This window comes from Mycetohabitans endofungorum (assembly GCF_037477895.1).
GTDB lineage: Bacteria > Pseudomonadota > Gammaproteobacteria > Burkholderiales > Burkholderiaceae > Mycetohabitans.
The window spans coordinates 98,464-119,146 of the sequence record NZ_CP132745.1 but is presented as its reverse complement, the minus strand read 5'-3'; the positions used below and the strand labels follow the sequence as shown (position 1 = coordinate 119,146).

15 protein-coding genes and 8 pseudogenes are annotated in these 20,683 nt (G+C 60.7%); 10 read left to right on the top strand and 13 right to left on the bottom strand.

Going from position 1 to position 20,683, the window contains the following annotated elements:
• Nucleotides 1-518: 518 nt before the first annotated feature.
• Nucleotides 519-740, bottom strand: a pseudogene (locus RA167_RS12790) (transposase); the annotation flags it as partial.
• Nucleotides 741-855: 115 nt separating this feature from the next.
• Here RA167_RS12790 and RA167_RS12785 point away from each other — a divergent pair.
• Together RA167_RS12785 and ligD are read left to right on the top strand one after the other, a co-directional pair.
• Nucleotides 856-978, top strand: a pseudogene (locus RA167_RS12785) (integrase core domain-containing protein); the annotation flags it as partial.
• A 144-nt stretch (nucleotides 979-1,122) separates the two neighbouring features.
• Nucleotides 1,123-2,820: pseudogene (ligD, locus tag RA167_RS12780) on the top strand (non-homologous end-joining DNA ligase); the annotation flags it as partial.
• 352 nt (nucleotides 2,821-3,172) lie between these two features.
• Here the strand turns inward: ligD and RA167_RS12775 are convergent.
• Nucleotides 3,173-5,632, bottom strand: coding sequence for a hybrid sensor histidine kinase/response regulator (locus RA167_RS12775; protein WP_139337171.1), 2,460 nt, complete (start codon nucleotides 5,630-5,632; stop codon nucleotides 3,173-3,175).
• A 384-nt stretch (nucleotides 5,633-6,016) separates the two neighbouring features.
• Between RA167_RS12775 and RA167_RS12770 the strand changes: the two are divergent.
• A pseudogene (locus RA167_RS12770) lies at nucleotides 6,017-6,112 on the top strand (thiosulfate sulfurtransferase); the annotation flags it as partial.
• 47 nt (nucleotides 6,113-6,159) lie between these two features.
• Here the strand turns inward: RA167_RS12770 and RA167_RS12765 are convergent.
• The gene (locus tag RA167_RS12765) at nucleotides 6,160-6,432 is read right to left on the bottom strand and encodes a hypothetical protein (protein WP_076787990.1); all 273 of its coding nucleotides are present in this window, start codon (nucleotides 6,430-6,432) and stop codon (nucleotides 6,160-6,162) included.
• Between the two features lie 96 nt (nucleotides 6,433-6,528).
• Here RA167_RS12765 and RA167_RS12760 point away from each other — a divergent pair, with 96 nt between their 5' ends.
• The gene (locus tag RA167_RS12760) at nucleotides 6,529-7,173 is read left to right on the top strand and encodes an IMPACT family protein (protein ID WP_083706157.1); all 645 of its coding nucleotides are present in this window, start codon (nucleotides 6,529-6,531) and stop codon (nucleotides 7,171-7,173) included.
• A gap of 80 nt (nucleotides 7,174-7,253) precedes the next feature.
• Here RA167_RS12760 and RA167_RS12755 read toward each other — a convergent pair whose 3' ends face one another.
• The 3 genes from RA167_RS12755 to RA167_RS12745 are packed head-to-tail and all read right to left on the bottom strand — an operon-like array spanning nucleotide 7,254 to nucleotide 9,490.
• Complete coding sequence (locus RA167_RS12755) at nucleotides 7,254-7,943, bottom strand: amino acid ABC transporter permease (protein WP_076787989.1); 690 nt, start codon at nucleotides 7,941-7,943, stop codon at nucleotides 7,254-7,256.
• Nucleotides 7,944-7,945: 2 nt separating this feature from the next.
• Nucleotides 7,946-8,674, bottom strand: a complete 729-nt coding sequence (locus RA167_RS12750; RefSeq protein ID WP_076787988.1) for an amino acid ABC transporter permease — start codon at nucleotides 8,672-8,674, stop codon at nucleotides 7,946-7,948.
• A 3-nt stretch (nucleotides 8,675-8,677) separates the two neighbouring features.
• Complete coding sequence (locus RA167_RS12745; protein WP_076787987.1) at nucleotides 8,678-9,490, bottom strand: ABC transporter substrate-binding protein; 813 nt, start codon at nucleotides 9,488-9,490, stop codon at nucleotides 8,678-8,680.
• A gap of 689 nt (nucleotides 9,491-10,179) precedes the next feature.
• Between RA167_RS12745 and RA167_RS12735 the strand changes: the two genes are divergently transcribed.
• Nucleotides 10,180-10,893, top strand: coding sequence for an MgtC/SapB family protein (locus tag RA167_RS12735; protein ID WP_076788591.1), 714 nt, complete (start codon nucleotides 10,180-10,182; stop codon nucleotides 10,891-10,893).
• A 286-nt stretch (nucleotides 10,894-11,179) separates the two neighbouring features.
• On the opposite strand, the gene corA is transcribed toward RA167_RS12735, so the two are convergent.
• Complete coding sequence (gene corA, locus RA167_RS12730; RefSeq protein ID WP_076788590.1) at nucleotides 11,180-12,157, bottom strand: magnesium/cobalt transporter CorA; 978 nt, start codon at nucleotides 12,155-12,157, stop codon at nucleotides 11,180-11,182.
• A 465-nt stretch (nucleotides 12,158-12,622) separates the two neighbouring features.
• On the opposite strand from corA, the gene RA167_RS12725 reads away from it, so the two are divergent.
• From RA167_RS12725 to RA167_RS12710, 4 genes and pseudogenes are all read left to right on the top strand, one after another.
• Entirely contained in the window at nucleotides 12,623-12,832 is a 210-nt protein-coding gene (locus tag RA167_RS12725) for a hypothetical protein (RefSeq protein ID WP_076787985.1), read from the top strand.
• Between the two features lie 580 nt (nucleotides 12,833-13,412).
• A pseudogene (locus tag RA167_RS12720) lies at nucleotides 13,413-13,538 on the top strand (alkylhydroperoxidase); the annotation flags it as partial.
• Nucleotides 13,539-13,804: 266 nt separating this feature from the next.
• Nucleotides 13,805-14,062 (top strand): AbrB/MazE/SpoVT family DNA-binding domain-containing protein, encoded by a 258-nt coding sequence (locus RA167_RS12715; protein ID WP_076788588.1) that lies wholly within the window; start codon nucleotides 13,805-13,807, stop codon nucleotides 14,060-14,062.
• Nucleotides 14,059-14,460: a type II toxin-antitoxin system VapC family toxin gene (locus tag RA167_RS12710; protein WP_076787984.1), complete on the top strand. Its 402-nt coding sequence runs from the start codon at nucleotides 14,059-14,061 to the stop codon at nucleotides 14,458-14,460. Before RA167_RS12715 ends, RA167_RS12710 begins: the two co-directional genes overlap by 4 nt.
• A 77-nt stretch (nucleotides 14,461-14,537) precedes the next feature.
• Here the strand turns inward: RA167_RS12710 and RA167_RS12705 are convergent, their stop codons facing one another.
• The 5 genes and pseudogenes from RA167_RS12705 to RA167_RS12685 all read right to left on the bottom strand — a co-directional run.
• Nucleotides 14,538-16,178, bottom strand: a complete 1,641-nt coding sequence (locus RA167_RS12705; RefSeq protein WP_076787983.1) for an AMP-binding protein — start codon at nucleotides 16,176-16,178, stop codon at nucleotides 14,538-14,540.
• A gap of 132 nt (nucleotides 16,179-16,310) precedes the next feature.
• Nucleotides 16,311-16,592 (bottom strand): annotated as a pseudogene (locus tag RA167_RS12700) (RidA family protein); the annotation flags it as partial.
• Nucleotide 16,593: 1 nt separating this feature from the next.
• Nucleotides 16,594-16,884 (bottom strand): annotated as a pseudogene (locus tag RA167_RS12695) (enoyl-CoA hydratase); the annotation flags it as partial.
• Entirely contained in the window at nucleotides 16,877-17,230 is a 354-nt protein-coding gene (locus RA167_RS12690; protein WP_370643019.1) for a MarR family winged helix-turn-helix transcriptional regulator, read from the bottom strand. The gene RA167_RS12690 and the pseudogene RA167_RS12695, both read right to left, overlap by 8 nt.
• Before the next feature lie 146 nt (nucleotides 17,231-17,376).
• Nucleotides 17,377-17,837 (bottom strand): annotated as a pseudogene (locus RA167_RS12685) (SDR family NAD(P)-dependent oxidoreductase); the annotation flags it as partial.
• Between the two features lie 594 nt (nucleotides 17,838-18,431).
• Here RA167_RS12685 and RA167_RS12680 point away from each other — a divergent pair.
• A complete protein-coding gene (locus RA167_RS12680; RefSeq protein ID WP_237574357.1) occupies nucleotides 18,432-19,598 on the top strand; it encodes a glycosyl hydrolase in 1,167 nt (388 codons plus the stop codon).
• Between the two features lie 301 nt (nucleotides 19,599-19,899).
• Here the strand turns inward: RA167_RS12680 and RA167_RS12675 are convergent, their stop codons facing one another.
• Nucleotides 19,900-20,406, bottom strand: coding sequence for a hypothetical protein (locus tag RA167_RS12675; RefSeq protein WP_139337170.1), 507 nt, complete (start codon nucleotides 20,404-20,406; stop codon nucleotides 19,900-19,902).
• Between the last annotated feature and the right edge of the window lie 277 nt (nucleotides 20,407-20,683).

The following is a 20,683-nucleotide window of genomic DNA, read 5'->3' as shown; positions in this document are numbered from 1 at the left end:
ATTACAGTCGGCCAAGCAAGACAGTTAAAAAGAACAGGACCAGCACCTGCACCGTACAGGCGCAGCGTCTTGGGGTTCAGTACTGGGGTACTTCTTCCTTTTTCCCTTCAGACATCGTTTTTATTGTATTTAGCCATACGGCTACGGCAACGCACCCGTTCCCGGCCCCATCAGCTCGACGCTAACTGCTTCACGTCGCGCAAGCACCGTGCCCAACTGTCAGGAGCCGCTACAACGGTTCAGGTCATCGCAGCACTTAGCGCCGGGTTGAAAGACTGTAAAGCGCACATCATGATGCACTCAAGTCCACTATCTTTGCTTAAACGACAAGTCTTGAACAAACGAAACGATAAAGCCGAAACTTGCAACCCACAGCAAAAGGCAAGCCATTGCGATTCGCCACTGTGCCAACCTATCAGCGAGGCTTGGCACGTGCTTAGCTGAGACTGCTTGAGCAGTAAAACACATCAGATGCGGATGTGTCAGGAATCTTGTATGCCGAGGTCGGCTAAAAGATTTCAGTTCATGGCGTTCGTGAACCGGTCGCCGAATAGAATGTTGAATTGATTGACCGCCTGCCGCCAAGTGATAGGTAGCATCTTCCAATCCTTTTTGATATTGCGCAAATCCAGATACAGCAGTTTGCTGGCGGCCTCGTCGCTCAGGAAGTGGCCGCGGTTCTTCACAATCTTGCGCAACTGCATGTGCATGCTTTCAATGGCGTTGGTAACTGGCGTGATATGAACCGATGCCCTGCGTGTTCCCGCCGCGAAGTTTTAGGGGTATGGTACGACCATCCGGGACAGGAGCACCGGGAAGCACTTCGGGTGGGCAGGCCGTTCGTCTGCGACGAATCGCGATTACGTTGCGTTTATGCTGAAGCCTGACGCCGCAACCGCCGTGTACAACCTGGCTGTCGCCTTTGAACACTACAACGAAAAGCACCCGCATAGCGCGCTGAAATACCGCTCGTCGCGGGGGTGGACACCTGGGTGCGCGACCGGCCGCAGGCGAGTGACCATGCACCAACCTGGATTGAATTGCGATGGGATAGAGACGCGGACGGCGGGCCGGCACACCCCAAGCGCGGCACACAGGCCCGACACACGAACGGAGACCATGATGCGCAAGGCACTGGATGAATACACACGTAAGCGCGACTTCGACACCACCCCAGAGCCGCCGGGGAAAACGGGCAAGCCGTCGGCACGACGGGAGCGCACCAACCATGCATTGCAGTTCTGCGTGCAGAAGCACGACGCGACGCGGTTGCACTACGACTTTCGCCTCGAGTTGGATGGCACATTGAAAAGCTGGGCGGTCCCAAAGGGGCCAAGCCTGGACCCACATGTCAAGCGCATCGCGATCCATGTGGAGGATCACCCGCTTGAGTACGCGGCATTCGAAGGTCATATCCCGAAAGGTCACTACGGCGCCGGCGACGTGATCGTATGGGACCGAGGCGTCTGGATGCCGGACGGCGATCCCGCCGAGGCCTACCGAAAAGGCCGACTGACCTTCCGCCTTGACGGTGAAAAGCTCGCCGGCCGCTGGCATCTCGTACGCACCCGGCTGAAAGGCAAGCAAGAGCAATGGCTGCTGATCAAATCGGACGACAACGATGCGCGCCCGGAATCCGAGTACGATATCGTGCAAGCGCTACCGGACAGCGTGCTCAGTGACCGTACTCTTCGGCCCGCGACATCGGCCCGACACCCCGCGACGCGTCAGGCGGCGCGCAAGCGCCAACCTGGGACGGCAAGCGACGCGTCGGCGCAAACGCTCCTGCGCAAGCCCGCCTCGCCACAGAACCGGCGTGAGTCCCGCAAGCCCGCGCTGGACGGCGCCCGCGCCGCACCGCTGCTCGAATCGCTTAAACCGGCGCTCGCGACGCTGGTGGATGCCGTCCCAGCCGGCCACTGGCGGTATGAAATCAAGTTCGATGGCTATCGAATCCTGGCGCGGATCGACGGCGATGAGGTCAAATTGTTCACCCGTAACGGTAACGACTGGACCTCGAAGATGCCGCGCCAGGCCGAGGCGCTGAGCCGCCTGGGACTAAACTCAGCATGGCTAGACGGCGAAGTAGTAGTTTTCAACGAAGCGGGACTGCCCAACTTCCAGTCATTGCAAAACGCGTTCGATGCGCGGCGCGGCAACGCGATTGTCTATTACTTGTTCGACGTGCCTTACCTGAATGGCCTAGACCTGCGCAATGTGCCGCTGGAGCCGCGCCGCGCCGCGCTGACTGCGCTGCTCGAGCACCACGAAGGCGATGTGCTGCGGCTGTCGCGCGATTTCGATGAGTCACTGGAGTCGATGCTCGACAGCGCGTGCGAGATCCAACTCGAAGGCGTGATCGGCAAGCGGGCTGGCAGCCTGTACGCGTCGCGCCGCACCACCGACTGGATCAAGCTCAAATGCAAGCACCGGCAGGAGTTCGTCGTGGTCGGCTACACCGAGCCGAAAGGTAGCCGGCAGGCATTCGGCGCATTGCTGCTCGGCCTACACGATCCCGATACCGGCGCACTACGATACGCGGGCAAAGTCGGCGCCGGATTCAGCGAAGCCACGCTGCGATCCGTGCGCGGGCAGCTGGACCCGCTGCGCACGAGACGTGCCGCGCTGGACAACCGGCCGAGCGCACGCGAGGCAACGGGCGTGCACTGGACCCGGCCTGAATTGCTTGCCGAAGTGGCCTACGCAGAAATGACGCGTGAGGGCATCATCCGTCATGCCGTCTTTCGCGGATTACGCACCGATAAGCCAGCTAGCGACATCAGGCCAGAACATGCGGTACCGGCCGACTCTGTTGCAGCCGCTGCGCCCGCAAAAGTGCCAATCAATGGACGATCGCCAACCTTCACCACCGTCTCGCCGAACAGGATACCGATCCGTGGCACAGCTATGCCCGCGTACGGCAGACGATCACCGCGCAGATGCGCGAGCGGATCGGCATGAAGCGATCCGCCTGATCCGCGGCGCCGCTTAATGACCGAAATAGACCGAGTTCACTGAGTTCGCTGGCCTCGCTATCTTGTCGCAGCCTGCGCTAGATTGCACGATACCGTTCATCGACGAGCCAACGCTGGTGTGCGCCACACTCTGTTGAGCATTGGCGCGCGCCTGCGCAGCCTGAATGCTGGTATCGTCCGCGCATGGCTCGCGGCGGTCACGGCCGCCTCAGTACGGCGCCTAACTGCTCCGCGGTGTACGGTTTGCGTAACGCTTCCCAGGCGAAACCCAAGTCATAATCGCACGGCACATCGTTGCCAGAGGCAAAGACCACGCGCAGACTGCGCTGTACGTTCACCGAGCGTTGCGCCAATTCGATCCCCGACATGCCAGGCAGCGTGACATCAGTGAGCAATACGTCGAAACGGTCGCGCCGGATCACGTCCAGCGCATCCTCCGCCGTGCCCGCCGCGATCGTCACGTGCCCTTGCATTGACAAGATTTCCCGTACCGCCTCGGTCGCCGCTGCGTCGTCGTCGACCAGCAGGATGCGCAAGCACTGCTCACGCGCGGCCGAATCGTCTGGCGTCGAAGGCTGACACGCACTAGCCGCCCCCTGCGACGGCGGATCGGCGCGTTCCGCAGACTGCAGGGCGCGGCAGGACGCGGCAGCCGCATCGCCCGAAGCCGGCACCGGAGAGCGTGCCCGGCCTGCGGCAACGGACACGTCGTGGCCGCTGAGCACGGCGCGCAAACGTGCCGCCAACTGCTCACGGCTATATGGCTTGCGCAGCAATTCGACACTATCGTCCAGCCGCGCGTTGTCCTCGATCGCATCCTTGGTATAGCCAGACGTAAACACGATCTTCAACCGTGGTCGCAGGCGCAACGCAACGCGCGCAAGCTCGGGACTGCGGATCGAGCCCGGTATCACCACATCCGACAACAGCACGTCGGCATGCACGCCGCTGCGGATCAATGCCAGTGCCTGATCTGCGTCGTCCGCGCACAGCACCCGGTAGCCGAGTCCCATCAACGTCTCAGCCACGGTAGCCTGCACCGCCTGGTCGTCCTCGACCACCAGGATCGTCTCGTTGCCGCCCTGCGGCGCTACACTCGGCGGCGCCAGCACTGTATCGGCCGTCGCCGTGGAGCGCGGCAGGTAGATGCACACGGTCGTGCCCTGTCCCGGCTCGCTACGGATCAGGATATGCCCACCGCTTTGCTTCACGAAGCCGTACGCCATGCTCAAGCCTAGCCCCGTTCCCTGCCCTTCCGGCTTAGTCGTGAAAAATGGATCAAACGCCCGCTCGATCACGCTGGACGGCATGCCGGTGCCGGTATCCGTGACCGCCAACATCACATACTCACCCGGACGCAAATCCGGAATGCCAGCCACCGGTTGCGGGCCGAGCGCCGCATTGGTCAGCGCCAGCATCAGCCGGCCGCCTTCGAGCATCGCATCGCGGGCGTTGATGGCCAGATTCAGGATCACATTCTCGAGCTGGTGGCTATCTACGAGGGTGTTCCAGAGCCCGTCGGCCACCGTCGTCTCGATATGGATCGTCTCTCCGAGCACGCGTCGCAACAAGTCGTCCATGCCGTGCAGCACACCGCTGAGGTTGACGACCCGGGGCTTGAGTGGCTGCTGACGAGCCAGCGCCAGCAATTGCGCGGCCAGCTTGGCTCCGCGGCTCACCGCGTCAATGGCCTTGGCGAGCCGCTCACGGCTCCACGCATCGCCGCCATGGCGATTCTCGAGCAGTTCGAGGTTGCCACGCAGCACCTGCAGCACATTGTTAAAGTCATGCGCGACACCGCCGGTCAATTTGCCGATCGCCTCCATTTTCTGCGACTGGAACAGCGCGGTACGGGTTTCCTCCAGCGCCTGGGCCGCCTCGCGCCGCTCGGTGATGTCGCGCGTGATCTTGGCAAAGCCGATCAACTCGCCGTCATCGTCGCGAATGGCATCGAGCACCACGTGCGCCCAAAAACGTGAGCCGTCGCGCCGAACGCGCCAACCTTCCGACTCCCAGCGCCCGTCGCGCGCCGCCACGTCGAGGCCGCGTTGCGGCACCCCGGCGGCAGCCTCCTGTGGCGTGTAAAAGCGGGAGAAATGCAAGCCGATAATCTCCTCAGCCTGGTAGCCCTTAATGCGTCGCGCACCCTGGTTCCAGTTCGTGACAATGCCCTGTGGCGACAGCATGAAGATCGCATAGTCAGTCACGCCCTGAACGAGCAGCCGGAAACGCCGCTCGCTCTCCATCGCCACATCGTGCACTTTTTTCTTGTCGCTCATGTCGCGCACAATCTTGCCGAAGCCGAGTAGCTGGCCGTGCGCACCATGCAGTGGCGTCATCACGACGCTGCCCCAGAACGTCGTACCGTCGCGGCGCATGCGCCATCCCTCGCTCTCGTAACGGCCCTCGCGCGCCGCCGTGCGCAGCGCGGCCGCGGGCGCGCCGGCCCGGCGGTCCTGGTCCGGATACAGGTCGCCAAGCATGCGCTGCAGGGCTTGCTCTCGGGTGTACCCGTAGATACGCTCGCCGCCGGCATTCCAGCTCAGTATGCGGCCATCCGGCGACAACGCGAATATCGCGTAATCAGCAATTGTTTTAACCCACAACATCGGCCAGACGGACGTCAGGTTGTCGAGGGCAGGTCCGCGGTTCGTCATCGGCACATGGCTCTTTGCAATAGGCTCGATTACAGCGTGACAAATCGTACATCGAAACCGCGCAACATGGCATCGCGCGCACTGCCCTGCGCGCGGCCGGCGCGTGGCCCATCGCGCGACGGCCAGCAGCCGATGTGGCTCATTCTATCCCAGCGTGACGCCCTTGCATCCGCTCGCGGCGCGTTAGCAGGCCAGCACTTTAAAATCCACCGCTTTACTTATTAAAATCCGCCGCATTAATTGCCTTATTGGAAGCGGTAGATATAAATATCAAACAATGCGCCCCTACAGGGATTGAACGTGTCAGGCGTCGAACTTGTACTGCGCGCGTGCATTGGTGCCGACCCGTCCACGCGCGTCATCGCGGTATGCACGACTGATGTGCAGGCGCGCTATGTGACGCCCGAAGTCGCCGCGCTGACCGGCAAGCCGGTTTCGGTGCTCACCGGCGGCACAGCAGCATGGATCGACGCAGGTCTTGCCACCGAGATCGACAAGGTGCGCACCACCCGGCGCGACGGCGGGCGCTATGTGCCGAACGGGTCGTCCGGACGCGCCACTTCGCCCGCCAGATTGTACTCCGCCCGCATCGCCGCCAGCACCGCGGCAATATCTTTCTCGTAGCCAACCGCATGGCTGAAGTGCCCGAGCGTCCAGTTGCATCCGGATGCGTCGGGCGGTTGCATATGCGGCCGCGGCACGCGGATCTTCACGCCGTCGTCGGCAATGTGATAAAGCCGGTGGAGTCGGCGCTCGAACTCCTGCTGCAGCCGCGTCGCATTCAACGTCTTTCGAATCATGAGCCATTCGGCAGCCGCCGGCGCAAGCCAGTGCGCCAGCGGCTACCGCCTTCGTGGAACTCATCGAGTATGATAGCCGAACGGCAGCCGGCCACGATGTCGCCGGCACGGCTGCTGGCAAACCCTGCCTATCCCCGAAAGTCCTGTCAATTGCCGACCTACACGCTCGCCGCTGCCGTCCACGCGGAACTGGATATTCGCAAGAGTCGCTTTATCAGCGCCGTCGTGCCAGTCGAAAACCGCGATACCGCGATGACCGAAGTCCATCGCCTGCGCACCGTCCATCCGGATGCGACGCACGTTTGCTGGGCGCTGCTCGCCGGCGGCCAGTCTGGCATGTCCGACGACGGCGAGCCGTCCGGCACCGCCGGCCGCCCAATGCTGGAGGTGCTGCGCCATCAAAACCTGGACGGCGTGCTCGCGACGGTGATGCGCTACTACGGCGGCATCAAGCTCGGTGCGGGCGGACTCGTGCGTGCGTACACGGACGCGGTTGCGACGGCGCTGCAGCACGCGCAGCGCATTGAGCGCATCGCCCAGAGGCACTTGACCATTGAGGCCGACTATGCGGATGAGGCACGTATCCGACACTGGATCGCGCAACAGGGCCATGTGCTCGCCGACAGCCAGCATGGCATGCGTGTCACACTGACCATCGTACTGCCGCAGGATGCGCTGGACGCCGCCCAGCAAGCATTGCGCGACCTGACCCACGGGCGTGCCGCGCTCGCGCCGCACTAAAGCGCGCTACGGCATTCGCTCATCGCATTTTGTGCCGTTGTGCCGTTGTGCCGTTGCGCCGTTGCGCCGTTGCGCCGTAATCAGCGTAACGGCCGCGGCGTCGCCACGGCGACCAGCCGCGACGCAATCGCATCGAATGCGGTACAGATTAGTACATAGATGAAGGCGACCAGCGCGAAAATCTGGGCCGGATAGACCATCAACCGGTTGTTGACCTGCGTGGCGAGCAACGACAATTCCGGCACGCCGACGATGTACGCCAGCGACGTGTCCTTGATCAGCGACACCCATTGGTTGATAAACGACGGCGCCATGATCCGCAACGCCTGCGGCAGCACCACGAAGCGCAGTGTCTGCATCTGCGTGAAACCCAGCGACAACCCGGCCTGCAGTTGAGCAGCGCCCACCGCGCGGATACCCGCATGCACCGCATGCGACAGGTATGCGCCGCCGATCAGCGACAGCGCGCAGACGACGGTTAGCTGACCGGGTGCATCGATATGCAGCACGACGGGCAGCAGAAAATATGTCCAGAACATCAGCATCAGCACGGGAATCGCGCGGAAGAACCCGAGCACGGCGAGCAGCGCCATATGAACGGCGCCGTGCGTCACCGCCAATGCAATGCCAGCGGCGAGCCCGAGCACGCCGGAGGCGAAGGCCGACGTCAGCGCGAGCACCAACGTCAACGCCACGCCGCCAAGCGGCCCGTTCGGGAACGTGCCGACCAGCAAGTATGGCAGATTATCCAACAGGATCGAGATGTCCATCGTCACCCCGCGCGGGCAGCCGGGTGACGCCGCTGAACCACGTGCGCGAGCGCCTCGATCACCGCGATCGTGCCGATATACAGCACCGTCGCCACGCCGAATGCGGCAAACGTCTTGAACGTCTCGGTCTCGACTTGGCGAGACGCATACGAGAGCTCGGCTAAGCCGATCGCCATCGTCAACGACGAGTTCTTCACGATGTTCATGTATTGGCCGAATAATGGCGGCATCGCGTTGCGGGCCGCCTGCGGCAGCACGACATGGCAGAACGCCTGCCAACGCGTGAGCCCGAGCGCGGCGGCGGCCTGACGTTGTCCGCCGGACACGCCCCGCAGGCCGGCGCGAAATTCCTCGCTGACGAATGCGCACGAGTAGAACGTCAACCCGAGCCAACCGGCGACGAATTCAAATGGCGGCCAGCGCAGCGACAATGCGCCGGCTTGAATCGTATGTGGCGTGTTCAGCCACTGCATCAGCCCATCGGGCAGCAATGTCGCCGCGCCGAAATACCAAAACATCAATTGCACCAGTAACGGCGAATTGCGAAACACCAGCACGTAGGCCGCGGCAGCGCGACGCACCGGCCACGTATCGGCGCTATGCGCCATCGCCAGCGCGAAGCCGCTCGCAGTGGCGGCGACGATCACCGTCGCGGCCAGCGCTAACGTGACACCGAAACCCTGCAGCAGCCAGCCGACGTACTTCGGCGCCAGGATCCACTCCTGCGGCACAGCTCAGACCTTGTCGCCGATCTTGAACAGGCGCGGCAGCGGCGTGCTCGTGTGCGGGCCAAACCAGCGATTGTAGATTTGTTCGGCCGCGCCACTCTTCTCCAGCCCGCGCAGCGTATCGTTGACGAACGCGATCAGCCGCGTCTCGCCTTTCGGAATACCCACGCCCATATAGTCGTTGGAAATCGTAAAGGCCGGGATTTCGTAGTGCTGCTTGTCGGGCACGTTGGCGAGCAGGCCGACCAACTTTGGACCGTCCTGCGTGATCGCCTGCACGTTGCCGGCCCGAAGCGCGGCGAACGCAAACGGCGTGTCGTCGTACGCGACAATGGTGGCCTGCGGGAATTTCTCGCGCAGCGTGATTTCGTTGATGGTACCCTTGTCCGCGCCGACCCGCAGACCGTTGAGCTGCTCGGCCGACTTGAGCACGCCCTTCTTGGCGAGGAACTGCTGGCCGGATGCAAAATACGGAATACTAAAGTCCACTTGCTTGGCACGCTCCTCGGTAATCGTGAAGTTGGCCAGCACGAGATCGACCTTCCTGGACGTGAGGAACGGAATCCGATTCGCCGGATTAGTCGGCTGCAACTTGAGCTTCACGCCGAGCTTATCGGCTAGCGCTTTAGCGTAATCGACGTCCAAGCCGACGATGTGATGCGTCTTCGCATCGACGAAGCCGAATGGCGGATTGCTGTCGAACGTCGCCACCCGCAACACGCCCGCCTTCTTGATGTCGTCGAGCCGGTCAGCGTGAGCAACGCCGGCCGCGACGATCAGCAAGCCGGCCAGCAGCGTGGAAAACACTGTCGATTTCATATCTTGTGAACTTTTTGATTGAGCGGCGCGTGCACCAGATCAGTGACGCGAGGTCGCTTAACATAGCATTGGTAGGACGATTTTCAAACCAATAAATGTTGCACAGCATAGAACGCCCCGGAATAATGCCTGCATGGGTTTTCAGCCATGCCATGCGGCAATGCAGCACACCGGCCTCGTGCCACACTTTGGCGTATGGCTGTTCTGTGCCGATCAAGTCGCTGCGCCGGAGCCGACCCGGATGTCTACCTTACGGCCGCACACTCGCTTAACGTTGCCCCGACGCAATGCATCGTGGTCGAGGACAGTGCCACGGGCGTCGTCGCGGCATCGTCCGACGGGTTCAACGGGAGACAGACATGACAAGCGTCACGCTGAAGAACACCGCCAAGCACTACGATGATGTACCGGTGCTGCGCAATGTGAAGCGTGGATCGCGGGCATCGCGCCCGTGCTGCTGCGCCGGCAAGCATTACCGGACGCGAACCGGCATCATCGGACACGAATGCGCAGCCGTATCACGGCACCGCCCGGACCGCGACGGGGCGCGTCACGTGAGTCACGTGAATAGCGGCGGTCAACCTATGCATCGCCGGCCAGCACCGCCCCGACTGATTTTCCAGTAATCTTGCGTTTTGGCTGCTGCGTCGGCGACCTACGCCGGCGCGGCCCAACACCGGAAGCATGCAATGAACTGGAATCTGATTGGAATAGCTGGCCCGGTCAGCAACCTAGAGCTGGTCGGGCGGCTGCTGATGGCAGCGGCACTCGGCAGCGTGATCGGCATCGAACGGGAACGGCTACAGTGGGCAGCCGGACTGCGCACCCACATGCTGGTGTGCGTCGGTTCCGCCCTGATCATGATCGTGTCGACCTACGGCTTCACACAGGTGCAAGGTAAGGAAGGCGTGGTGCTGGATCCGTCGCGGGTCGCCGCCCAGGTGGTGTCCGGCATTGGGTTTCTTGGTGCCGGCTCGATCCTGCTGCGCGGGGAAGTCATCCGGGGGCTAACGACCGCGGCGAGCCTGTGGACCGTAGCTGGCGTCGGGCTGGCCGTAGGCGGCGGACTGTACGTTGCGTCCAGCGCCGCAACGGCGATCATCTTGGTGATCTTAGTCGGCGTGAAGCCGCTTGAGCGACGCTTCATCGCGGCCAAGCTCCGCCGCGAAGTGCGGCTCGTCGCCAGCCGCGGTGCGTTGTCGATCGATACCTTGTCCGAGGTGCTTGGCCCGGGCAGCGAACGCATCAAGCGCTTCATCGTACAGCAACAGGAAGACGGCGGCGACATCGATGAGGTGACGATCGCGTTCTCGCGGGTCACCGATCCGGAATTCGCGACCATTGTGCGCCGACTCAAGCAGATGCAGGGCGTGCACCACGTGCGTGAGGTCGTTCCGTCATAGCCCCCGCGCCGATAGTTGCCGCAGCCGGCGCCTTACCTTACGGAGGAAGCGCGACAAAGCTCGGCCCGGACGGTGCATCACCGTGCCGCCGGCAAGCAACGCCGGGCCCTGCATGGCTCGTATCCGGCAATGGGACCGCAAAAGAGGAAAGCGCCGCACGGGACATCACGCCGCCGAAGCGAACCAGGCTTATCCTCGCGAACGCGCGAAACAGCACGCCAGGCCGCAGCCGCAGCGACGCGAGCCGCCCCAAGGTCGGGATGTTCCATCGACCCACGCTGCAGGGTCAAAGCCAGCCTGCCTTCCTAAACCGCCACCACAATACCGCATCGATCGCCAACATGACCGTCAGGCAAACCGGATAGCCATACTGCCAGTGCAGCTCCGGTATGCTCTGGAAATTCATCCCGTAGATTCCCGCAATCATCGTCGGACTGGCGAACAGCGCGGCGAACGCGCCGAGCCGCTTAGTCGTCTCACTTTCAGCCAGCGAGATCATGCCTAGGTTCACCTGAATCGCGGTCGAGATCATCTCTCGGCGACCTTCGATTAGCTTGTCGATGCGCACCAGATGATCATAGACATCACGGAAATACGCCTCCATGCCGGCGCACAGCGCCGGGACGCGGCCACCCTGCAACTTCCCCACCGCCTCCAGCAAAGGCGCGACATGGTGATGCAGCCGCACAAAGCGGCGCTTGAGCGAATACAGGTCCTCGACCACGTCACGCGAGGCCGCAGTGCCCTTCTTCTCGAAGATCCGGTCCTCGACGATCTCCGACTCATCGATCAACGCCTCGACGACGGGAAAATAGCGGTCCACCACGCTGTCGATCAGTGCGTACAGCACGAAAGCCGAGCCGTGCCGCAGCAAATGCACGTCGCGCTCGCAACGGGCACGCACGTCCTGAAAGCCCTGCTGACTGCCGGCGCGAATGGTCAACACATAGTTCGCGCCGACAAAAACCGCCACCTCGCCAACTTCCAATTCTTTGTCTGACGTTTGCTCGACCGTGTGCAGCACAGCGAACAGCGACGCGCCATACTCTTCGATTTTCGGCCGTTGATGGCCATGGCGTGCGTCCTCGACCGCCAGCTCGTGCAAGCCGAACTCATGTGCCATCTGTGCCAATTCTTCGGGATCCGGGTCTTTCAGCGCCACCCAAACAAAACAGTCCGGTTTCGCGACGTATTCGCTAATGTCACCCACCGGGATGTCGCCCATCTTGCGACCATCGTGGTATGCAGCGCAGTTGATCAGCATCGGTGCCTCCGCTTTTTGCAACCGCCGAAGGATAAGCCAGCTGGCGCAAAACGGCGAGTCCCTCTCCGGCAATCCCTGCGGCGTTACGGCCAGTACGCTATGCATCATGAAGCCGCTCAGATTACGCGCCGCTGCCATAGCTCAGGCCTTCAGTTGCCGGCAAATGACTGAGGTTAAATTCAGGGACTGCGGAAACGAGCTTTGCGCAGCGTGCCACAGCCGTCGCGCGCGTGTGGCAACGACGGTTCACCGTTGCGTGGGACATTCCAGGGTTTCGGCGAGCGGTTTTTGCGCAACCCATGGCGGTCGGTGTTTGACGCCAATGCCTGCGCGACGACGCGAGCCTGAGTTCGTGTCGCAACGTGTTGCTTCGTGAACGCCGGACTCCACGCAGTTCAGCATGGCATCGTTGTGCTGCTCGGCGGCTGAAAGTCAGCCCAGCACATCTACTTAAAGGAGAGCGTTATGATGCCTACCATTGGCGGCGGTTTTTTAGATCTGTCTAACCTGCAGTCGCTAGACCCCAAAACTATGTCGGCGGATCAAGGAAAACAGCTTGAGGCACTCAACCAGATTTTCAATGGGCCCCTCGGCGGCGGCGGACCGTTTGGCGCCAAGCTCAAGGAAATGATCGACGCCTACCACTCGGCTCACCCCGACACACAGCAAGCATAACCCCAAGGGCACCGGCCGACCGTGTGAGCGACATGGGTGTTGCTTACACGAGCATGGGCGGCTTGACCGCTCAGTCGGGCCGGTTTTATGCTAGTAAGCAGTCTACCGCCCAATTGCGATTCGCCGGCATCCAAATTTGCCCATAGCACCGTGATGCCGCTTCCAGATAATAGCCGACACGCTACAAGCTTTTGAGTCGCAGGTCTGCATAGTACCCCTATCGGCATGGACTTAGTTTAAGCTAGCTAATGTGAACATGAAATCGAAGCCCTACCCTTGAGCGTTATCGGTTTTCTTCTCGTTCAGCTTAAGCTCTACTCGCCGAGGTCAAGAGCAGCTATCGCCTCACGCACGTCTTGCGAAGATGTGTCGAGGTAGGGAGCCACATGGTACAAGGGCCACTCCACGCACCCGTTGCCCCAATATCCGGATCAAGACAGCCCGCTCACGATGCAGTTTGCGCAGCGAGCGGACCGCCAAAATACGCGTCGCGAATAACGCGGCGGCACGCGCCTGTCGCGGGCGCCTCGCCGCGCTCAGTTCCAGCGGCGCCGAAACCGCCGCGCTGCTCAACAAGCTGATCGACGCGCTTCACGAGGTGGGCCTAACAAAAGCCGAGATACTTGATCTAAGCCACGCGATCGCCATCTTCGCATGGGTTAATCGCCTCATGCTCACTCTCGGAGAGCCCGTGTTTCCCGCCTGATGAGAAACGCATATCGATAGCTGAATCGATTCATTATGCTAGCGGTGTGCACGCATCGCCCCTGGTTACCATAATCGTGGATCGAGCGATTCGGTTAGCAAACTGCACTGGGCTCCACGTGGAGAATTGATTCAGGGTTACGAGTGAGCTGCCCCGAAAGTTGTCATTGATGTTTCGTTTAATTTTTGGCAAAGTGCATCGCTCGCCTTGCCTGTAAGGCATTTTTGCCTTACAATGTAATTGTAACCGTGAACAAGGTAGAGGCCATGATTACTCTCACCGTCACCGCAAAAGGGCAGGTGACATTCAAACAAGAACTTTTGCGCCATCTGGGACTTCGTCCAGGTCAAAAGCTTAACGTCGATACGCTCCCGGATGGCCGGGCTGTCATCCAGGCAGTGCGGGAAGGACGGAGCATTGATGATGCGTTTGGCATTCTCAAGGCAAAAAATAAAGACAATTTCGTTTTATCCATCGAAGAGATGAACGAAATTTCCCGCAAAGGTTGGGCGGGTGAAGAATGAAATTGGCTGTTGATACCAATGTTGTACTGCGCTACTTATTGGCTGATGATATTGAACAGGCAACAATAGCTCACCAAGTGATGCGGGAAGCAACACTGGTCGCTATTGCCTTGCCGGTGTTATGCGAGGTTGCATGGAATCTATCGCGAGGCTATAAATTGGCGGCAGAGGATATAGCCAACGCTATAGCCGTTCTCGTAGAAGCCGACAACGTCGAAGTTGACCGTGGCGGAGTCGATGCTGGTCTGGCGATGTTACGGGCGGGGGGTGATTTTGCCGATGGTGTCATAGCCTATGAAGGCTTGGCCCTCGGCGCAGAGGTTTTTACTACCTTTGATAAAAAAGCAGTCGCCATACTCAAAAAGCATAGCTCTATCAGAACCCGGCTACTATCCTGAATGTATCGTTGGTATCAGCAACCGTTCAAACGAATTTACAACTACATCCCGCCCTATACGGGCCGGCCACTGCGCCGTCATCCTGCCTGGCGTAACGCAACCCGCATCAGCTTGCCGCTCTCGGTACGCGGCAAGTCATCGGTAAACACGATGCTGCGCGGATATTTGTATGGCGCGATCGTCTGTTTTACATGTTCCTGCAATTGCGAAACCAACGCGTCGCTGGGCTCGTACCCCGCTGCCAGAATGACAAACGCCTTAACAATCTGCCCCCGCTCCCCGTCGGGCACGCCGATCACCGCGCACTCGGCCACGGCCGGATGCTTCATCAGTGCCCCCTCGACTTCCGGCCCCGCGATGTTGTAACCGGCCGAGATGATCATGTCGTCGGCCCTTCCCAGATAGAACACGTAGCCATCCTCATCGATCACCACGGTATCACCCGATAGGTTCCAGCCGTTGCGCACGGCTTTCGCCTGCCGTTCGTCGGCGAGGTACTTACAGCCGGTGGGGCCCTTCACGGCGAGCTTGCCCGGCGTACCTGGAGGCACCGGCCGCATCTCGCCGTCCAACGCTTGCACCACGTAGCCGGGTACCGCCTTGCCGATGGCGTTGCGCCGCACTTGCGCGCCGGCGCTGCCAATGAAGATATGGATCATTTCGGTGCTGCCGATACCGTCGATCATCTCCAGCCCGCTCGCCTGTTTCCACGCCTGGCGCGTCGCATCCGGCAGCGCTTCGCCGGCCGACACGCTGCTACGCAGCGATCCGATATCGTACCGAGCAGTCAGCGCTGTCATCTGCCGATAGAAGGTCGGCGCGGTAAAGACCATCGTCGCGCGGAAGCGCTCGATCGTGGCCAGCAACCCGTCCGGCGTCAGCTTCTCGATCAGCACAGTCGATGCGCCAACGCGCAGCGGAAAGCACAGCAGTCCGCCCAGGCCATACGTAAAGGCCAGCGGCGGCGTGCCGCAGAATATGTCGTCGGCTCGCGGCTTGAGCACATGACGGGAGAATAGATCGCACATCGCGAGCACGTCGCGGTGAAAATGCATGCATCCTTTTGGCGCCCCGGTCGTGCCGCTGGTGAAGATAATCAGGCAAACGTCGTCGCTCGCGGTATCGCACGCGTCGAACTCGGGAGCCTTGCAGCGCGCCAGCACGTCAATCGAATCCGGTGCTTCATGATTGAAAAAGCGCACATCCTTCAGCGTCGTGCAGAAGTGCTCATGTCCGGGTGTGCGGCAATACTCGATTTCCTCAGCCAGTCGCACGTCACACAACGCGGCGGCGATCTGCGCCTTGTCGATGATCTGCTTGAGTTCTTTCGCGCGCAGCAGCGGCATCGTTGGCACCGTCACGAGGCCCGCCTTCACTGCGGCGAGCCACATCACCGCCATGTTCAGCGTGTTCGGGCCGCGCAGCAGCACCCGATTACCGGGCACCAACCCCATGTCCTGGACCAATACTCTAGCGGTACGGCTCACCAGCGCCTGCAATTCGCGATAGCTCGTCGCGTGCCGCTCGCCCGCGCGATCCGACCAGATCGCGCAGCGTTCGCCATGGCCCGCCTCGACTGCGCGATCGACCAATTCGACCGCGCAATTAAAACGCGCCGGATAGGCAACATCGGGATTGTCGAGCAGCAATTCGGGCCATTGCTCCGGCGGCGGCAAGTGGTCGCGGGCGAAGGTATCGAGATGAGCAGATTGTTCCATCAATACGGTTTCCTAAAATTCAGGCAGCACGACTGCCCGGCGCAACATTGACATAAGACGCAAGCCGATGGTTCCAACCGACCGCGCTGACTTGCACACGCCTCCCACGAGTCGGCGCCGACAGTTCCCCCGCTAGCGGCACGCGGCTTCGCCCTCGGGGATAACCGCGGTCACCTCGATCTCAACCTTTGCGTCGTCCTCGATCAATGCCACCACCTGGATCGCGCTCATCGCGATGTCGTAGTGGCCGACAATTTCGCGGAACGCCGCCCCCACTTCCTTGGCGGCCGCTAAATACTCGCGCTTGTCGGTTACGTACCAGGTCATGCGCACCAAGTGCTCGCCGCGACCGCCGGCCTGTTCGAGCACGGCCATCAGGTTGGCCAGCGCCTGTCGCGCCTGCCCGGCAAAATCATGTGCGCTGAGTGCCTAGCCGCAGGTCCGATGCCATTGCGACGACCGCGCCGGCGCCCGCGCATACGCCATCGACCGCCTTGACGTCCGTCGCATACGTTAGCGCACGAAATAGATCACGCAGTTCAGCATAGGATGCGAAGGTCAACGGGTTCTTGCGCTCGGGCCGGTTCAGCACGATCGTCGCGACCTTGCCCTCGACCTGCCACAGGAAATGCTGCGCACGGTAGTCCGCGAGCGTCGTCCGGTTGCCGGAGACGAGCGATGCGTCAGCGGTTTTGTCATCATGCATCTCGTTTCAGTGTGTCCAACAGGTGGCTTTTGAGCTTGCCCAGCTTCTGGTGCAATCTCGCCTTTTCGTCTAGTTCCAGTCCGCCGAACAGTTCGGCGATCCATTGCTCGTGCACAGCCGCCATCCGGTCGAACAGCGCGCGCCCTGCCGGCGTCAGCCGGACTGTATACGCGCGGCGATCACTCGGATCCTCCGCACGCGTGACCAGCCCTTCTTTTTCGAGCTGGTCCGTGATGCCCGTGACGTTACCGCCGGTCACCATTAGCCGGCGCGACAACTCGCTCATCTTCAGTCCGTCCGGATGGCGCTCGAGCTGCGCCATCAGGTCAAAACGCGGCAGCGTCATATCGAACTCGGCGCGCAGCCGCTTGCGCAGCGCCGTCTACACTAGGTTGGTCGTGGTCAACCACCGTAGCCACAGACGCAGGCCCATATGGCTGCTGGCGCCACCGCTCAGTTCCAGGTCGACGACATTGTCCAGCCTGCTCAGGTTCACATCACCTCCCCGCCGCTGACAGATAGCATGACCATTGATCGAGCGCGCCCCTGGTGGGCACAGCCACAGCACAGTGTCCGCCACTTCTTCGGGCTCGATTAAACGACGTTGCGGATTAGCGCACATCAGTTCGCGTCGCGCATCCGCCTCGTCACGACCAGTCTTCGACACAATCTGCGCAATCGACTCGCGCAGCAGTGGCGTGTCCGTGTAACCAGGGCAGAGCGCATTTACCGTGACGCCGCGGGTCGCATATTCGAGCGCCAGCGCGTGTGCACCAGTACACGCCGCCCAAGTTTACGTCGAGCATGCGTTGCCACAACGCCGAATCGGTCCGGCTGAATGGCGCGGCTTGCGCGTGCCCGGCGTTGTCCACGAGGATGTCCACTGGACCGAACGCAGCATTGACTGCTGCGAATACGGTGTTGACCGAATCGGCTTGCGTGACGTCCACTGCGGCAGCTTGCGCGCACGGCACCGGCCGTGCATCGGCATCGGGTGTCGACAGCAGCCATTTCTAAATATTTTATTGTCGAGCAAATGTCTGACGCAGCGACTAGGTTGGGTAACGGCGATGCGGTTAAGGCACTTGTCGATCATCCAACAACGCCTGCACGTAGGCACCGCCACGTTTGACATAGATTAACAAGATTGCATTGGCACGTTGCTAAGCTGCGTTCTAACCGCTCGTTGCCTCACATCCGATGTAATCATCTGACATTACCTCGGATGTGACCGATCCAATTCTTGGACGACCGATCGCATCCGACTGGATCAAGCTTTTCACAACGCAAAAACACCGTCACCTCATTGGCGAGCGCGGCAAACCAGCCTACGTCGCCGAACACGGCCTCTTGCAGTTACCCTGTACCACACCGCAGAGTTCCGCCTTCGCCTTTTCCGCTGACTGCTAACCACGCAAAATGTGCCGACCCGCTTGTCCGTTGCTGCGTCAACGGCCCACTATTGGTAATTTGTGGTTTCGCGTACATCGGACCGTTGTCGGCGTACAGTAGCATGTACGATGCGCGTACCATACAAAGGGCATCGAATGAGACGTTATTTTTACTGGTTTGTAAAGATCGCGATTGCAACGTTGGCCGGCGCGGCACTGCAAACGGCCTTTGGCAGCGATCAGACCGGCGGGAACGTCGCATCGCACTTGACTGTCTCGAATGTGGGCGCCACAAAAGTAGCGGCCATCCTGCCGAACCTGGCCGGTGCCGCCGCGAAATCCAGCGGACCGGCGAACACGCCGGCCCCGGCTGCGCCGCCAACGATTCCGTGCGGCAATAGCATTAAAGGGGTGTTCTACGGCATTGGCGGCCACGTCGGGCAAGGAGGCGTGTATGACAAGATCAGCTATGAAGCGCAACTTGATCATGTCAAGGAACTCGGTATGACGATGTACGGACATGATGTTTTTAATTATGCCAGTACGCAAAAAGTCCTTCGGATTGCTAAACTGGCAAAAAAACAATGCATCGGCGTGTTCGCAACACTAACGGCCGACCTAAGCGCCTATGCCAACGAGGATGCAGCCTATCGCGACGGGTTAAAACTGGGGACGATGGTCGCCATGACGCTCAAGGGCGTCGTCCAATATTACCAGGTGGGGAACGAGTACGAGAATGTCAGCATTCGCCGCGGGCATGGCAGTCATCCGGATGACTATGACAACGCCTCTTTTCAGAAGGCTCGTGGTTCGATTCTCGGGATGATTGATGGGATAAAGGCTGCAAACCCCTCCGCCACGATCGTGATGTGCCCGCCAGGATGGCTGCACTTTGGTTTTCTGGACATGTTGTACACCGGCACACAACCCGACGGCTCCCGAGGGCACCGGATCCCGCAATGGGACATCACCGCATGGCATTGGTATTCAGACATGGGGGACATCACCGCCACGCGAGGCGTCAACGTGCTCAGGCACTTGCATGAGACGTACCGCAAGCCGATCTGGATCACCGAACTGGGCGTCCGACCGGGCGCGAGCGAACAAGCATCGGCAGCCTACCTGGTGGGGCCGAACGCGCTCGGCGGCCTAGTGGAGAATGCCAAAAAGTACAATATTCAAAACGTTACACTGTATGAATTGTTCGACGACGAGGCGTACGGTGGCGATGGAAACTACGGTTTGCTAGCTGACGATGGTGTCACCCGCAAGCATCGCTATAACGTAGTCAAGCGGTTCATCGCGGCGCACGCGATGCCGTAGGGCGCGCATACGCACTAAGGCGTGTTCACACTACGAGGACCTTCGACGATCAGCGCGAAATGGATTAAGGTAGTGGACACCGCATGACAATGTCGGCTTTGCCCAGTTTACAAAGGCCGGTTAATGTATCGTGCCAGTGTGAGTCTTCCGCCAACAGCTCGCGCGGTCTTGCCATGTTTAGCCAGAGTGAAGCTCAACGGGGTACCGGGCTCCTTGCATCTTGATGGTCGAACGCCATGGGCGTGGATTCAGCCCATGACGGGGCAACGCCATTCTCACGGTAGCCCTGAACTTGGACAGATTATGGCAAAGGCTTGCCGCTCCATAAAGGTGACGAAGCGAACAGTGGGTTGAACTGCTCCAGGGTCAATGCAGGTTGCTCTTCATACCCACCATGCCAAGCCTCGACACTCGGCAGAGGTGACGATGCGAGCAACGAATTGAGTTGCTCCAAGGTTAATGCAGGTTGCCCATTATGCGGCCCTTGCGCGTCTGTTTTCGACAGCTGCAGACACTCTGTGCTATTGGACACACTCTCCAGCACGCTCTGGCAGGGAGAGAAAGGAGCGGTCAGCAACAGGCGCTTCGGGGCGGGAGGCGTACTGCCATACGCCTGGGCTTTGCGCTTCGCGACGTGGACTGCACTGTTTGGGTGGTTCGCGATTAATGCAGGTTGCCCCTTATGTAGCCCTTGCGCGTCTGTTTTCGACAGCTGCGGACGCTCTGTGCTACTGGGAACGCTCTCCAACACGCTCTCGCTGGGGGTGAAAGGAGCGGTCAGCAACAGGCGCTTCGGGGAGGGAGGCATACTGCCATACGCCTGGGCGTTGCGCTTCGCGACGTGGACTGCGCTGTCTGGTTGGTTCGCGATGACGCCACTCGATGTTCGTGCAAACCGCGCTGCCTTAAGCGCACGGGAATGCTCCCGCAAGACCGACAGCTGGCCTTGCACAGGAGCCTGCCTGGCGTCGATAGACGCCGGTGTTGGCTCCTGTCCTGGTTGCGTCGAAGTAGTACCGATTTGTCCTATACCGCCCCAAAGAGCGGAAGATATATAAATATTATCCATAGTGCCGTCTCTTCTT